A 14,463-nucleotide genomic window follows, 5' to 3' on the forward strand; every position below is an offset into this window, starting at 1 on the left:
CTTTGCAGCCGTGTCGCTACCCGCTGAAATCTGGCTGTTGCTATTAAAAGACCTGCGCCTGGAGTGGCGGCAGCGTAGCGCGCTGGGCGGGCTGCTACTCTACATGGGCGGCACGGTGTACGTAAGCTACCTCAGCTTCAGCTTCCGCGGGGGCGCGCCGCCGGCCCCGGCCTGGAACGCCTTGTTTTGGGTGATTTTGCTGTTTGCGGCGCTGGGCGCAGCCGGGCGCGGGCTGGCCCAGGAGTCGGCCGGCCTGCGGCTGTACTACTACACCGTGGCGCGTCCCGAGGCCGTGGTGCTGGCCAAGATTATCTATAATGCGCTGCTGCTGTTGGCCTTGGCCATTCCGGGGCTGCTGCTATATACCTTGCTGCTCGGCAACCCGGTGCAGGACTGGCCTACCTATGCCCTGAGCATCGGGCTGGGCGCCGTAAGCCTGGCCTCGTCCTTGACGTTGGTGGCGGGCATTGCGGCACGGGCGGGGCAGGGTGGGGGCGGCACGCTGCTGGCCGTGCTGGGCCTGCCGGTGCTGGTGCCCGTGCTGCTGCTGCTGGTGAAGGTGAGCAAAAATGCCCTCGACGGCCTGCCCTGGGATGCCAGCCAGAGTGCCGTGATTACGCTGGTGGCACTGAACTTTATCGTGGGCGCGGTGTCTTATCTGTTGTTCCCTTTCCTGTGGCGCAGCTAGTTTTTCAATTAGCAGTGAGCAATTGTCAGTTAGCAGCTTTTCAAAGGTTGCTGATTGTATAACTGCTGATTAGTAAGTTGTTAAATGATAATTGGTAACTGTTAAATGTTAATTGACCTTCCGCCCCAGGCGTTTGCCCGCCACGACGAAACGCCTGATGGCGATTTCTACCGCTTCGAGCGGCTGGTGACGCACATCGACCCTGGCGCGGTGGCGGCCGTGACGCAGCTCTACCGGCAGTTTTTGCCCGCTGGCGGGGCCATTCTGGATTTGATGAGCAGCTGGGTTAGCCACCTGCCCGCCGAGGTTGCCTACCCCCGCGTAGCCGGCCTGGGCCTGAATAAGACCGAGCTGGCCCACAACCCGCGCCTCACTGAGCGCTTGGTGCAAGACCTCAACGAGCAACCGGAACTACCTTATCCTGACGATTTTTTTGACGCTGCTGTTATCTGCGTTTCAGTGCAATATCTCACCCAGCCGGTGCAGGTATTTCAATCAGTATATGCGGTGTTGCGGCCAGGCGCGCCGCTGGTAGTTACGTTCTCCAACCGCTGCTTTCCCGACAAAGCCATTTTTGCCTGGCAAGCGCTCGACGACATGGGCCACGTGCGCCTGGTGCAGCATTACTTCGAGGCGGCCGGCTTTGGCCCCGTGGAAGTTTTTGCGCACCAGCCCAAAGGCGGCGACCCGCTGTTTGGGTTGGTCGGCAAAGTGCCGGACAACTCCTAATTCATAACTCATAACTCACAATTAGTATGAAGTGGTGGAAATACCTGACCATTGGGCTGCTGCTCTACACTGCTGTGATGGGCTTGCTGGGCCACGTGCCGCGCCTGGCCATCCTCAACGAAACGGAGCGCAACCTGTACTTCCACGTGCCGATGTGGTTCGGGATGACCATCATTCTGCTGGCCTCGGTGATAAACTCGATTCGCTACCTGCGTAACCCGAGTCCGCGCCTCGACATCCTGGCCCACGAGTCGGCCAAAACGGGTATTCTGCTGGGCGTGCTGGGCCTGATGACCGGCAGCCTGTGGGCGCGCTACACCTGGGGCACCTGGTGGACGACCGACGTGAAGCTCAACGGCGCGGCCGTAACCATGCTCATCTACGCGGCCTACCTGGTGCTGCGCGGCGCGGTGAATGACGAGCAGCAGCGGGCACGGCTTTCGGCCATCTACAATATTTTTGCGTTTGCGGCGCTCATTCCGCTCTTGTTTATCATGCCGCGGCTGGCGTCGGCATCGCTGCACCCCGGCATGGGCGGCAACCCTGGCTTCAGCAAGTACGACCTCGACAGCGCCATGCGGATGGTGTTCTACCCCGCCGTTATTGGCTGGACGCTACTCGGTGTCTGGATTACGGAAGTGGCCTGCCGCCTGGCCTTTGTGAAAGAAAAGCTTTATGAAAATCAGCCCAATGAAAAACAACTTGCTTAGCCGCACCTGCGCCCTGCTGCTACTGGCCGGCGCGGCCCTGGCCCAAACCAACGCCGTAGCCACCGACCAGCCCGAGATGGCCGACGCCCTGCGCGCCAGCGGTAAAATCTACGTGGTAGTGCTCGTCATTGTCATCATTCTCAGTGGCTTGCTGGCCTACCTGGTGCGCCTCGACGGCAAGGTGAGCCGCCTGGAGCGCGAGTTGGAGGAACGGTAGGTAACTTTATAGGAGCGTTATGAAAAAGTCACACATTTTTATCCTGGTGATTATTGCGGCTGCGGTCGGTATCATCATCAGCACCATGTCGGATGCCAGCACGTATTCGACCTTTGCCATTGCCCGGCAGCAGGCTGCCTCCGGCAACCCGGCCAAAGTGCACGTAGTGGGCACCCTGCCCCGCGACGCCGAAAAGCGCCCCGTGGGCCTGGAATACGACCCGATGGTGAACCCCAACTACTTCGCCTTCACGATGATGGATACCCTGCACGTGGCCCAGCGCGTAGTATACCGCAACCCCAAGCCCCAGGACCTCGACAAGTCGGAGCAGGTAGTAATCGTGGGCGCCATGCACAACGGCGTGTTTGAAGCCGACCAGATTCTGACCAAGTGCCCCAGCAAGTATGTGGAGAAAGACCTGGGCAAAACCGGCCCGCCCGCTACGGCCATGAATAATTAATTGGTTATAAGGTAAAAAAGAACGTCATGCTGAGCTTGCCGAAGCATCTCTGCCGCATCGTTGGATTTAATGACCTAACGATTCGAGCGAGATGCTTCGGCAAGCTCAGCATGACGTTCTTTTTTATTCTAAGTGTGACAATAGCCCACGCCCAGGCACCCAACGACAACATCGAAAACCGCCGGGTGCTGCGCACCGACGAAACCATCACCTCCAGCACCGTGGGCTGCACGGTGCAGCGCAGCTGCGTAGATGAGCGCCTCACCGGCAAGTGCATCGAGTACCACAACGACCAGTGGTTTGAGTTTCGGCCGGCGGTGGCAGGCACGTACTACGTGAATATTGGCGGGCAGCGCTGCCGCGACGTGCGCGGCGTGCAGCTAGTAGTGCTCACGGGCACGCCCTGCCAGCCGGCCACGTACCGCATTCTATCATGCACCTCGCTCGGCACGCAAGACGACCTGTTTGTGCCGCTGCCCAGCCTGCGAGCCGGTCAGTCCTACCTGCTTGATGTGGATGGTTACCTCAAGGACTACTGCACTTTTACACTGCAAGTGAGTGGGCAGGCGCGTGGGCTGCCGGTGGTGCCCGCGCCCGCCGTGCCGCAAAGCCTGCCTGCCAGGAGCCGGGTAGTAACCCTGAGCTGGCAGGTGCCCGATTCGCTGGCCGCCGCCCGCTCCTGCCGGGTGCTGCGCCGTGAGGTGCACGAGTTTCGGGCCCGCGAGATCCGGCGCGAGCCGCTGGCTATCAATACCTACGGCCAGCGCCGCGCCGCCTACACCCTCACCGATACCCTGCCCGGCCCTGGCCAGTACCTCTACCAGATAGTGGCCGTGGGCGAGCCCACCGACGGCCCGCCCACGCTGCTGCGGCAGCAGTGGCTGGCGTATAGCCAGCTGCGGCCCCTCATGCCGGGGGCGGTGGCCGTGGGCGAGGTCTTCCTGACCTTGCCGCTGGCGCGCTACCCCCGCCGGGCGCAGCTGGCCATCGTTATCAGCAACCCCGAAACCGGGCAGGTGCTGCGCCGGCTGCCGCTAACCGTGACTACCCCCAGCCAAGGGCGCCTGTATGCCCAGCCCTGGCTCAACGCGGGCCTGCGGCAAGTGGCGGTGGCTATTACCTGCTACCCGCCGCGCGGGGCCGCCTATACCGAGCACCTGCTGCTACCCCTGGCCGCCGGGCAGTAAGTAGCCGGGTAGGGACTACGAATTTTCCTGGCTTATAACTTTGGGTAGTTGGAGTTGGTAGTAAGGGGGTTAAGCGGAAAATAAAGTTCGCTCGGCGGCTTGCTGATAGCTTGCAGACTTCAGGCTAGGCGCGGTAGCGCTATGAGTTTAGCGACTATCTTTCAGGCTGTTTTGAATGCTATTGGGTTTCTTTTCTCTATTCTTCTATGATTACTGCTACTCCTACTCCTGAAACTCCCTTATCTCCGCTGGCCTGCGTGGTGGTGGACGATAATGAGATGAGCCGACTGATGCTGGAACACTACGTTGACATCACCGAAGGGCTGGAGCTGGCTGGGGCGTTTGCCGATGGGGTAGCCTGCCTGAACTACTTCCGCACCGGCGGCACCGCCGACATTCTGCTGCTCGATATCAATATGCCCAAGCTCACGGGCCTGGACCTGGTACGCATTCTGCCCGAGCCGCTGCCCGAGGTAGTGCTCGTGACGTCGCACCGCGACTACGCCGTTGATGCCTTCGAGCTGCAAGTGGCTGACTACTTGGTGAAGCCGCTCGACTACGCCCGCTTCATTCGTACCGTTGACCGCATTCGAAGCAAGCGCGTGGCCCTACCCCCCCCCGCGGCCCCCGACGCCGCGCCCATGTTCAACGCCGATGGCAACAGCCTGTTTCTGAAAATAAATAACCGCCTCACCCGCGTCAACTTCGATGAGGTGCTCTACATCGAGGCCATGTCCATGTACTCGGTGCTAGTAACGCCCAAGCACAAGCATATCCTCTACGCCACGCTCAAAACCCTGGAAGAGAAGCTGCCCTTTGCGCACTTCATGCGGGTGCACCGCTCCTACATGGTGAACACCCAGTGCATTGAGGCCGTAGAAGATAACCAGCTGCAACTACCTGGTGGCCATACCATTCCGGTAGCCAAAGCTTATCAGGAATCCTTTTTTCGCCGGTTGCGGGGCATCTAGCGCCGCGCTACTTGCCGCTTGGTTTACTTAGCCGCTTGCTGCTTGGCCAGCTCGGCGGGCAGCTCGCGCAGGGTGGCCTCCACGGCGGCCAGCAGCTGGGCCACGGCCGTCTGGCGCAGGGGGGCGTCGGGGGCGGGTAGCTGCACGGGGGCCTTTTCCAGGGTATGCACCGGGGCCAGGGCGCCCGCTATGTTCAGGGTAATAAGATTGGGCTTGATGTGGTGCACCAGCTCGGCCACGGTAGCCCAGTCGTGAGCGGCGGCGGCGGCGCGCAGGCGCTCCAGGTTGGGCGGCGTGTGCTTTAAGAATGACTGCACCATGCCCGCCACGAAGGCCCGGTTGCCACGCGCCTCCTGCCGCAGGTGGCTGAGGTTGTAAAGGGGGGTAAGAGCCGGCGCGGCCGGCCGGCGCAGCAGCGCCACCAGCTTGGCATACAGCTGCTCTTCGGCAAAAGGCTTGGCCAGGTAGTCGTCGAGGCCAGCGGCCAGGTACTGCTCATTCTCCTGGCGGAATGCGTTGGCCGTGAGGGCCAGAACGGGCGTGGCAGCTCGCACGGGGTCGGGGTGCTGGCGCAGGTGCCGGGTCACGTCCAGCCCACTCATGCCGGGCATCTGAATGTCCATGAGCACGATGTCGTAAGCATGCTGTTCGAGTAGGTGCCAGGCCGTGGGGCCATCCTCAGCTTCATCTACCAGCATGCCCCACTGCAGCAAGTGCAGGCGCGCCACGGTGCGGTTCACGGGGTTGTCCTCGGCCAGTAGTGCCCGGCAGTCCGCCAGCAGCCCGCTATCGGTGGCCAGCAGGGGGGTAGGGGGGGGCGCCGTAGTGCGCGTAAGCGGCAGCGAAAACGAGAACGTGCTGCCCTTGCCCAGAGTGCTGGTGACGGCCAGCTCGCCGCCCAGCTGCGTCACCAGCGCCCGGCTGATGCTCAGGCCCAGGCCCGTGCCGCCGTAGCGCCGGCTGGTGTCGGCATGGGCCTGGGTAAAGCTTTCGAAGATGCGACCCAGCGCGTCGGCTTCGATGCCCACTCCCGAGTCCTCTACCTCGAAGCGCACGTGCAATTCGGCCTCGGTATCGGCCACCAGGTAGCTGCGCAGGCAGATGCGCCCGCTGGTGGTAAACTTAATAGCGTTGCTGAGCAGGTTGAGCAGCACCTGGTTGAGCCGAAACGGGTCGCTGAGCACCCACGGCTCATCGGGGCTGGTGAAGGGCTCGATAACGAAGCCCAGGCCTTTGTCCTGCGCCTCCAGGGCCAGCGGCGCCACGGCCTGCTGCACCGCCTCGTGCAGGTGAAACATGGTGCGCTCCAGGGCTAGCTTACCGGCCTGAATCTTCGACACGTCGAGCACGTCGTTCAGCACGCCCAGCAAGTGGGTGCCCGAGCTGCGAATGGAGCGCACAAACTCCTGCTGCTGCGTACTGAGGGCAGTTTTGGCCAGCAAGGCCGCCATGCCCAGCACGCCGCTCATGGGCGTGCGAATCTCGTGGCTCATAATGGCCAGGAAGTTTTCGCGGGCCTGCACGGCCTCTTCGGCCGCTAGCTTGGCCGCCTTCAGGGCCGTGATGTCGGTGCTCACGCTCAGCACCTGCACCGCGCCATCGGGCCGCACCAGGGGGCGCTTCACGCTATAAAACCAGCGCTGCTCCCCCGTGGGCAGGGTGCATGCTTCTTCGGCCTGCACTTCCTCGTTTGTCGTCAGCACCTGGGCATTCACGGCGGCTTGCTTGGCGGCCTCGCACTTTTTGCGCAGTCGCACGGCCTCACTGGCGGGCAACTGCCTAGCTTCTTCTTCCAGCTGTAGCTGCGCCTGGTTGCCAAAGATGAGGGCGCCATCTGCATCGCGCACATACACCGGGTTGGGGCCGGTGTTGAGCATGTGCTGCATAAACTCCTGGTGCTCGCGCCGGGCCAGCTCGCTGCGCTGGCTGCGCTCCTCAGCCTGCACGCGGGCCGTCACGTCGAGGCCGCAGCCCAGCATGTAGGGTTGCCCCGGCGCCGCCCCCGAAAGCAAGGTGAAGTGGCGCTGATGATACACTGGCCCGTCGGCTGTGGGCGTGCAGTCATCCCAAAAAACGGGCTCGGTGCTCACCTTCGCCAGCTCAAACATGCGGTCGCGCTGCTGGGCCAGCTCCATCGGAAAGCCGAAGCGCTGGCAGTACTCCTCCAGGGTGCGGCCCAGCAGCCAGGCGCGGTGGGCTGGGTCGGGCACGGCCTGGGGGTTGGCATACAGATAGTGGCGCTGCTCATCAAGCACCACAATCTCTACCGGCACCTCGTCGAGTAGCGTTTCGTAGAAGGTGCGCTGGGCGTCGAGCTGGGCCAGGGCCCGGTGCTGGGCCGTCAGGTCGCGGTAGCTTAGCAGCCAGCCGGCTTCTGTGCCTAGCTGCACGGCGCGCACGTCGCGCTCCAGCAGGCGGCCGTCGGCCAGCCGCAGCAGGCCCTTGCCAGCGTCGCACGTCATAGCCTGCGTGTTTTCGGCATCATAGGCAGCGGGGTCGGCCATGCACTCGCGGGCCCGCGCTATCAGCTCTATGAGCGAGCGGCCTACCCACTGGCTGGCTGGCTGCGGCAGGTTGAAGAGCTGGCCGGCCTGGTCGTTAATCAGCACCACTTGGTGGTTGGCCCCAACCAGTATCATGCCCTCGTTCAGGTTACCTGTGAGCGCCGTAAGATGCTGGCGCGCCTGGGCCGCTTCGGCGCGGGCCTGGCGTAGCTCCTGCTCCAGCGCAGCCAGGCGGCCGGGAGTAGAAGCCAGCGAAGGCTCGGTAGCTGCAAAGGATAGGGAACCGGAAGTGGGCATGGAGTGTAGAAACTAACCGGCCTTGAAGGTAAACAAAAAGCCGGCCACTTGGTCGTAAACGGTTGCTTGTTTGCTACCCCTACCCGCCCGCTAGGCGGTACCTTTGCCAAAAAAACAGTTAGCTCGTGAATTTATTTATCGGAAACCTCGGTCAGGCCAGCGTTATCGTGGCCTTCGTGGCGGCGGCGGTGGCTGCTTACGGCTACTTTCAGGCGGCCCGCGGCCGGGCGCTGGGCCAGGCTGATGCCAGCTGGCTGCGGCTGGCGCGGGGCGCGTTTTTCGCGCACGGCGCGGCGGTGCTGCTGGTAGTGGGCTGTTTGTTCAACATCATCTACCTGCACCGCTACGAGTACTACTACGCTTGGTCGCACTCCAGCAACCACCTGCCGGTGCAGTACATGATTTCCTGCTTCTGGGAGGCTCAGGAGGGCAGCTTTCTGCTCTGGATATTCTGGCACGTGGTTATCGGCCTGGGTATCATGAAGTTTAATAAGCAATGGGAAGCGCCCGTGCTGGCCATATTTGCCACGGTGCAAACCTTCCTGGTGAGCATGATTCTGGGCGTGGTAGTGGCTGGCGTGAAGATTGGCTCGTCGCCCTTCATGCTGCTGCGCGACTTCCTGGTGGACCTGCCGGTGTGGAAAACCCAGCCCGACTTCGTGCCCAAGGACGGCATGGGCCTCAACGCGCTGCTCCAGAACTACTGGATGGTGATTCACCCGCCTACCCTCTTCCTGGGCTTTGCCCTCACGCTGGTGCCGTTTGCATTTGCCATGGCGGGCCTCTGGAAAAAGGAGTTGACGACCTGGGTAAAGCCCGCCCTCCCCTGGACCGCCCTGGGCGGCGCGGTGCTGGGCGTGGGCATCATGATGGGCGCCTACTGGGCCTACGAAACCCTGAACTTCGGCGGCTTCTGGAACTGGGACCCGGTGGAAAATGCCGTATTTATTCCTTGGCTGGTGCTCATTGCGGCCCTGCACGGCATGGTGCTGTGGCAGCGGCGGCGCACCGGCCTGCGCACGGCCTACGCGCTGGTAGTGGCCACGTTTGTGCTCATCCTCTACGCCACGTTTCTCACCCGCAGCGGCGTGCTGGGCAACGCCTCGGTGCACTCGTTTACGGACCTGGGCCTGTCGGGCCAACTCATTATTTACCTGGCGTTCTTCGCCGTGGGCGCCATCGCGCTGCTGGCCTACCGCTGGAAATCCATTCCGATTTCGGAAAAAGAATTGACGGCCTACAGCCCCGAGCTATGGGTTTTTGTGGGCGCCACGGTGCTGTGCCTGGCGGCGTTCCAAGTGGTGGCTACCACCAGCATTCCGGTGTATAATGCCTTCCTAGGCTTCATCGGCATCAAGTCGAACCTGGCCTTGCCCGCCGACCAGATTCAGCACTACACCCGCATTCAGCTGTGGACGGGCGTGCTCATCGGCTTCCTGTCAGGCATTGGGCAGGTGATGTGGTGGCAGCGCAACGATAAGCACACCGTGGTGGAGGCGCTTGCAACCCCCACCATGCTAGCCCTGCTGGGCACGGCGCTAGTGGTGCTGCTCACGCGCTACTTCGGCCATGCTATGTCGGGGCCCTACGTGGCGCTGCTGCTGGCGGGCTTGTTCGGCATTCTGACCAACGCCAGCACCCTGTTTGGGCTGTGGCGGCGCAAGGTGGCGCTCTCGGGCGGGGCGGTGGCTCACTTGGGCATTGCCCTCATGCTGCTTGGCATTCTGGGCTCGGCGGGTTATTCCAATACCATCTCGCGCAACGTGAGCGGCAAGCTCATCTCGCGCGATATGAACGACAAAGACAACGAGGAGAACGTGCTGCTGTGGCGCAACGAAACCGGTGCTATGAACGGCTACGACGTGACCTACACCGGCCAGTACCTCGAAGTGCCCGGCGTGCCCGACTATATCAATACCACCCTGCTCTACCGCACCGACGACGAGTATAAGGCCGTGGCCCGCGCCGAAATCAAGGGTGAGGACCAGACGTATTACCATACCGGCGATACGCTCACCATCCGGCCCGAAAACACGTATTATCGCGTGGAGTACAAGGACAAAAAGACGGGCCAGCAATTCACGCTCTATCCCCGCGCCCAGGTCAATGAGGAGATGGGCGGCCTACTGGCTTCACCGGCCTTGCAGCGTTTCTGGGACCATGACATCTACTCGCACATCTCCTCAGTGCCCGACCCGCGCAAGGAGATTCCGTGGAGCGCCGCCATCCCGCACGAGCTGAGCGTGGGCGATACGCTGTTTCTGAACGACTACTTCGCCGTGTTCCGGGCCATTGAGCAGGCGCACGAGGTACCGGGCATTAAGCTGCTGCCCGGCGACATTGCCCTGCAAGCCGACATGATTATCACCGGCGAGAAGGGCCGCCAGTACCACGCGCACCCCGTGTTTTTGCTGCGCGACCGCGAGGTGGGCCACGTACCCGAAATCATTGAAGACCTGGGCCTCAAGCTCACCCTCGACCAGATTGACCCGGTGAAGGGCAAGTTTACTTTCGCCATCGCCACCACCGGCAAGGACTATATTATCCTCAAAGCCACCGAAAAGCCCTTTATCAACCTGCTCTGGGGTGGCACGCTGCTCATGGGCTTTGGCCTGGTGCTGAGTATGCGCCAGCGCCGCGCTACTCGTGCTGAAGCACCCGCGCCTACCCCCCGCAACACCGGCCGCGCCGGTGCAGTACGCCCGCAGGCCGTGGCTTAGTGCAACGAGCAGTACCGGGCGATGGGAACGACCCTACTCGCTACGCTCGCGCACAAACTGAAAAGTTTGCGTTACTAAAAAAGGCCGCCCAATTGGGCGGCCTTTTTTAGTGAATTATGCGGAGCCTACTTTACAATGGCCAGCTGACGGGTCATGGTTTCCTCGCCGTTGCGCACTTGCAGGTGATAGAGGCCGGGGGCCAAGCCGCTCAGGTTAAGCGGATTGGTGAAGTTGTCGCGTGCCGTGCCCGTGTACACCACTTGGCCCAGCAGATTGGTTACCTGCACGCCCAGCACGCCCTTGGCGTTTGCGCCGTGAATTTCGAGGTCAAATAAACCCGTGGTCGAAGGGTTGGGAAATACCGTCACGGCTTGGAGCAGCGCCGCCGAGGTAGTGGCCGTCACGGTGGCGGCCGTGATGGTCAGGTCGTCGATATACAAGTTGCCCTGGCCCGCCGCGCTGATGACGTGGAATCCCACGTACTGGGTACCGCCGCCGGTTAGCACCGCTACGGCGGGGGTAGCGGCCCCGTCGGCCAGCACGTAGCCCGTATTGGTAATGTTGTTGTTGGTATAGAGCGTAGTAGTCTGGCCGGCCGGAGTGGCCGAGGCGCCCGCCTTCACTTCCAGCTTTTCGGTGTAGCTGGAGGCGCTGCCCGCGATGCCCTCGCCCCGGTAGCGGAAGGCCACCTGGTAGCGCATAGTGGCCAAGGTAACCAATGCTGGCGTGAAAAACCAGTCGTTGGCCGCCTGGCTGTTGGCCAGGGCGCTGGTGTAGCGCAGAGCGTTGGGGCTGGAGCTGGAGGTAGCCTTCGTGATGGCCCAAGTAGCGCCATCCGTGTTTGCATCAAGAATGGTAATGCCGCAGGGCAGCGCCTGGCCGGCCGGTACCGTATCAAAATTCTGGCTGTAGGGAAAGGCCGTGATGGGCGCCGTGGCATCGCAGGCCGTGATGAAAGTGGCCACCGCCGTAAACAGGCTGTTGCCCCCGCCGGTGCAGTTGCTGCGCACATATACGTTGTAGGTAGTGGCCGGGCTGAGGCCCGTCAGTGTCACGGGCGAGGTAGTGGCCGTGACGGTAGTGCCGCTCGCGCTGGGGTTGAAGCCCGCCGGGCCATACACTACCTGGTAGCCACTGTTGCCGGCCGCCGCCGTAAAGCTGACGGTAGCCGTGGTCGTAGTGATGCCGGTGGCCGCCACGGCCGTGGGCGGGTCGCAGGCCGGGGCCGCCCCCAGCTGCACCTCAATGGCGTAGCGGTAAGGGATGTCGTAGTCGCTCAAATCGTACCAGGGGGCGCCCCCGGCAAGAGAAAGGTAGAAGGTTTTGGTGCGCGGCGGCTCTTCTATCTGCAACAGCAGGCCCGCCCCGCCGGTGCTGGTTTCCTGCATGCCCACGTAGAAGGAGCCCGCCGGTAGCTGCAAGCCGCCCAAGCTTACCGAAACTCCCCCCTGCGTAGCGGGCCGCGTCTGGTTGGGCGAGGTATAGAGCACGTTGCCCGGCGTGCCGTTGGTGCCGCTGGCATCGTACACGAGTATTTTATACGTAATGGGTTGCGTCACATTGCTGGCCAGGCCCGCCAGCGATACTACGGCGTTGGTGAGGGTAGTAGGCTTCGGCAAGGTGAACTTGACGGCCTGCACGCCGCCCGCCGCCGCGCTGTCCACGTCGGAGTAGTAAAACTGGTTGTTGCTTGGGTCGATGTACGACAGCCGATTGGTCGTCACCAGCTGGCCGTAGGTGGCCGTGTTGTTGGCCGCGTTGCCGTCGCCGGCTACGGTGGCCGTGGCGGTGAGGCTGTTTGTGCCCGTGTTCAGCGTGGCGGGGTAGGCCGCAAAGGTCACCGTGGTCGAAGCGCCCGGCGCCAGCGAGGCCACGGTCTGGTTGTCGGTAAAGGTATTGACGCCGGTTACGCGCAGGGCCACCGCCACGCCGGTGAGCGCCTGGTAGCCGGTATTGGTCACTACCGCCTGCACCGCGTGGGGTAGGGCCGTGGGGGTAGCAAGCTCGCCCAGCGTATAAATGGCTGTGAGGGCCACGTCGGTGGGCAGCGCCGGCACGAAGCGGTAGGTGCGCCCGGCATCGGGCAACACGCCTTTAGTAATGTCGTGCGCGTTGGTGGTGTAGTTGGTATTCTGAAAAGTAGTGGCGTTCCAGGCAGAAGCATAATTTTTCAGGCCCAGCAGCAGCTGCCCATTAGCCAGCCCCGAACCTTTCAGGCCCACGTTCGCAAAGCGGATGCCCGCCGCCCCGCTACCGGCCGTGGCCTTGCCATACACAAACTCAATGGTGTTAGTCGTTTCATACAGCTTCAGCTGAAAGCTGAAATTGGCGTACTGCGTGGGGTTAGCAATATCCTTCCCTACCCCTGCCTTGTCGGCCACGTTGCGCCACTGAATGGTACATACCCGGTTTGGCGCCGTGCCGCTGGTCAATAGGCGGTAGTCAACGGCTCCGGTGCCCGGCACCAAATCGAGGTTGAAAGGCATCAGCAGGTTCACATTGGCCGCATTGGTGCTGGCCAGCGGGTCTACCCCAACCTGGCCCGAGTTGTCATAGTACATCGCCGCCGACGAGGGCGGCGCGCTGCCCAGGCGAATCAGGCCATTGGTGTTGAAGACAAACTGCGTGAAGCTGCTGCCATTAAACGAGAACGTGAAGCCAATATTCTGCGCCGCCGAGTTGGCATCGTCCGTATTGGCCGTGGCAATGGCCGTGCCCGCAGTGCCCAGGTCGGTGTAGATGCCCGCTGCGGTGGTGGCCGAGGGCGTCGTGTAGTTCAAGACCTGTGCCCGCGCCACCGCAGTGCCGCCCAGCAGCAGCGCCACCAAGCCCAGCCGTCGCAGCCGCTGGCTCCAGGCGCGCGCCCGAGAGTAAGTGTTGTTCATTATCGAAAAAGAGAAAAGATGAAACAAATAGGCTGAAAATAGGAAAAGCGAATATTACCCGTGCGCAGTGGCTTTTCTATGAAAAAAACTGATTGGTCTTGGTTCTGTCTACAATATGCCACCTTTTCGGCATATCCAGCTCAACTTCCTGCCTACTAAGGCCCGGTGCGGACCAAAAAGGCGCCAGTGGCGGCGCTGGGCCCTACTTTACAGTGTTTTATGAAAGAAAGTAGCAACTCAACGGTACGCATCGGCTTGTTTGGGGCTGGGCGGGTAGCCGCCGCGCTGGCTCCGGCGCTGTCGGCGGCGGGCTGCCCGGTGGTGTTTGTAGCCAGCCGGGCCGCCGGCCCGGCCCAGGCGCTGGCTGCCACGCTGCCCGGCTGCTCGGCCCTACCCCTCGCCGAGGCCTTGGCCGACCCGCCACCCGCCGATATTTACCTGCTGGCCGTGCCCGATGCGGCGGTGCCGGCCCTGGCCGCCGCCGGTGCCTGGCCAGCCGGGGCCGTGGTGGCGCACGTGGCCGGGGCGCTGCCGCTGGCCAGCCTGGGCCTGCCGGGGGGGGTAGGGGGCGGGGTGCTGTATCCCCTCCAGACCTTCAGCCCCGGCCGCGCCATCGACTGGGCCGCGGTGCCGCTGTTTGTGGAGGCCACCACCCCGGCTGCGGAGGCCCGGCTACTGGCGCTGGCCCACTGCCTCAGCCAGCGCGTGGCCTTGCTCGACTCGGCCCAGCGGCTGCGGCTGCACCTGGGGGCCGTGTGGGCCAGCAACTTCACCAATCACCTGCTGGGCGTGGCCCAGGCCGTGCTGGCCGAAGCCGGCCTGCCCTTCGAGCTGCTGCACCCGCTGGTGCACGAAACCGTGGCCAAAGCCCTGGCCGCCCAGCCCTCGGCATTTGGGGTGCAAACGGGGCCGGCCGTGCGCCACGATGCGCCCACGCTGGCGGCCCACGCGGCGGCCCTGGCGGCGCACCCGGCCTGGCAGGCCCTCTACGCCGGGCTCACGGCCAGCATTCAGGCAGCGGCGGCGGCGGGTGAGTAATGCCGCGGCGTGGGCCTTAACTTTGTACTTTGCATCAAGCCCACCGGGCATTTCTAT

At 62.9% G+C, this 14,463-nt stretch carries 11 protein-coding genes; 9 read left to right on the top strand and 2 right to left on the bottom strand.

Going from position 1 to position 14,463, the window contains the following annotated elements; genetic code table 11:
* Nucleotides 1-10 precede the first annotated feature (10 nt).
* The 7 genes from E4631_RS00570 (at nucleotide 11) to E4631_RS00600 (ending at nucleotide 4,962) form a co-directional block, all read left to right on the top strand.
* Nucleotides 11-688, top strand: coding sequence for a heme exporter protein CcmB (locus tag E4631_RS00570; protein ID WP_240734557.1), 678 nt, complete (start codon nucleotides 11-13; stop codon nucleotides 686-688).
* A gap of 105 nt (nucleotides 689-793) precedes the next feature.
* On the top strand, nucleotides 794-1,417 hold the full coding sequence (locus E4631_RS00575) for a methyltransferase domain-containing protein (RefSeq protein WP_133658166.1): 624 nt from the start codon (nucleotides 794-796) through the stop codon (nucleotides 1,415-1,417).
* A 20-nt stretch (nucleotides 1,418-1,437) separates the two neighbouring features.
* Nucleotides 1,438-2,127 carry a cytochrome c biogenesis protein gene (locus tag E4631_RS00580; protein WP_133658167.1) on the top strand — a complete coding sequence of 230 codons (690 nt, stop codon included), beginning with the start codon at nucleotides 1,438-1,440 and terminating at the stop codon, nucleotides 2,125-2,127.
* A complete protein-coding gene (locus E4631_RS00585; RefSeq protein WP_240734559.1) occupies nucleotides 2,108-2,344 on the top strand; it encodes a CcmD family protein in 237 nt (78 codons plus the stop codon). Before E4631_RS00580 ends, E4631_RS00585 begins: the two co-directional genes overlap by 20 nt.
* Before the next feature lie 19 nt (nucleotides 2,345-2,363).
* Nucleotides 2,364-2,804 carry a cytochrome c maturation protein CcmE gene (locus tag E4631_RS00590; RefSeq protein WP_133658168.1) on the top strand — a complete coding sequence of 147 codons (441 nt, stop codon included), beginning with the start codon at nucleotides 2,364-2,366 and terminating at the stop codon, nucleotides 2,802-2,804.
* A gap of 134 nt (nucleotides 2,805-2,938) precedes the next feature.
* Complete coding sequence (locus E4631_RS00595) at nucleotides 2,939-3,991, top strand: hypothetical protein (protein ID WP_133658169.1); 1,053 nt, start codon at nucleotides 2,939-2,941, stop codon at nucleotides 3,989-3,991.
* Nucleotides 3,992-4,197: 206 nt separating this feature from the next.
* On the top strand, nucleotides 4,198-4,962 hold the full coding sequence (locus E4631_RS00600; RefSeq protein ID WP_133658170.1) for a LytTR family DNA-binding domain-containing protein: 765 nt from the start codon (nucleotides 4,198-4,200) through the stop codon (nucleotides 4,960-4,962).
* 23 nt (nucleotides 4,963-4,985) lie between these two features.
* On the opposite strand, the gene E4631_RS00605 is transcribed toward E4631_RS00600, so the two are convergent.
* On the bottom strand, nucleotides 4,986-7,763 hold the full coding sequence (locus E4631_RS00605; RefSeq protein ID WP_133658171.1) for an ATP-binding protein: 2,778 nt from the start codon (nucleotides 7,761-7,763) through the stop codon (nucleotides 4,986-4,988).
* Between the two features lie 125 nt (nucleotides 7,764-7,888).
* On the opposite strand from E4631_RS00605, the gene ccsA reads away from it, so the two are divergent.
* Nucleotides 7,889-10,483: a cytochrome c biogenesis protein CcsA gene (gene ccsA, locus E4631_RS00610; protein ID WP_133658172.1), complete on the top strand. Its 2,595-nt coding sequence runs from the start codon at nucleotides 7,889-7,891 to the stop codon at nucleotides 10,481-10,483.
* Nucleotides 10,484-10,608: 125 nt separating this feature from the next.
* Here ccsA and E4631_RS00615 read toward each other — a convergent pair whose 3' ends face one another.
* The gene (locus tag E4631_RS00615; RefSeq protein WP_133658173.1) at nucleotides 10,609-13,368 is read right to left on the bottom strand and encodes a T9SS type A sorting domain-containing protein; all 2,760 of its coding nucleotides are present in this window, start codon (nucleotides 13,366-13,368) and stop codon (nucleotides 10,609-10,611) included.
* Nucleotides 13,369-13,587: 219 nt separating this feature from the next.
* Between E4631_RS00615 and E4631_RS00620 the strand changes: the two genes are divergently transcribed.
* Complete coding sequence (locus E4631_RS00620) at nucleotides 13,588-14,406, top strand: DUF2520 domain-containing protein (protein WP_133658174.1); 819 nt, start codon at nucleotides 13,588-13,590, stop codon at nucleotides 14,404-14,406.
* Nucleotides 14,407-14,463 lie beyond the last annotated feature (57 nt).

The organism is Hymenobacter sp. UV11 (assembly GCF_004684095.1).
In the GTDB taxonomy this organism is placed as follows: domain Bacteria; phylum Bacteroidota; class Bacteroidia; order Cytophagales; family Hymenobacteraceae; genus Hymenobacter.

What these genes read in the sequence shown, in the direction of transcription:
- E4631_RS00575 (WP_133658166.1), top strand. Translation starts at nt 794, where the DNA reads ATGTTAATTGACCTTCCGCCCCAGGCGTTTGCCCGCCACGACGAAACG.
- E4631_RS00585 (WP_240734559.1), top strand. Translation starts at nt 2,108, where the DNA reads ATGAAAAACAACTTGCTTAGCCGCACCTGCGCCCTGCTGCTACTGGCC.
- E4631_RS00590 (WP_133658168.1), top strand. Translation starts at nt 2,364, where the DNA reads ATGAAAAAGTCACACATTTTTATCCTGGTGATTATTGCGGCTGCGGTC.
- E4631_RS00600 (WP_133658170.1), top strand. Translation starts at nt 4,198, where the DNA reads ATGATTACTGCTACTCCTACTCCTGAAACTCCCTTATCTCCGCTGGCC.
- E4631_RS00605 (WP_133658171.1), bottom strand. Translation starts at nt 7,763, where the DNA reads ATGCCCACTTCCGGTTCCCTATCCTTTGCAGCTACCGAGCCTTCGCTG.
- E4631_RS00615 (WP_133658173.1), bottom strand. Translation starts at nt 13,368, where the DNA reads ATGAACAACACTTACTCTCGGGCGCGCGCCTGGAGCCAGCGGCTGCGA.
- E4631_RS00620 (WP_133658174.1), top strand. Translation starts at nt 13,588, where the DNA reads ATGAAAGAAAGTAGCAACTCAACGGTACGCATCGGCTTGTTTGGGGCT.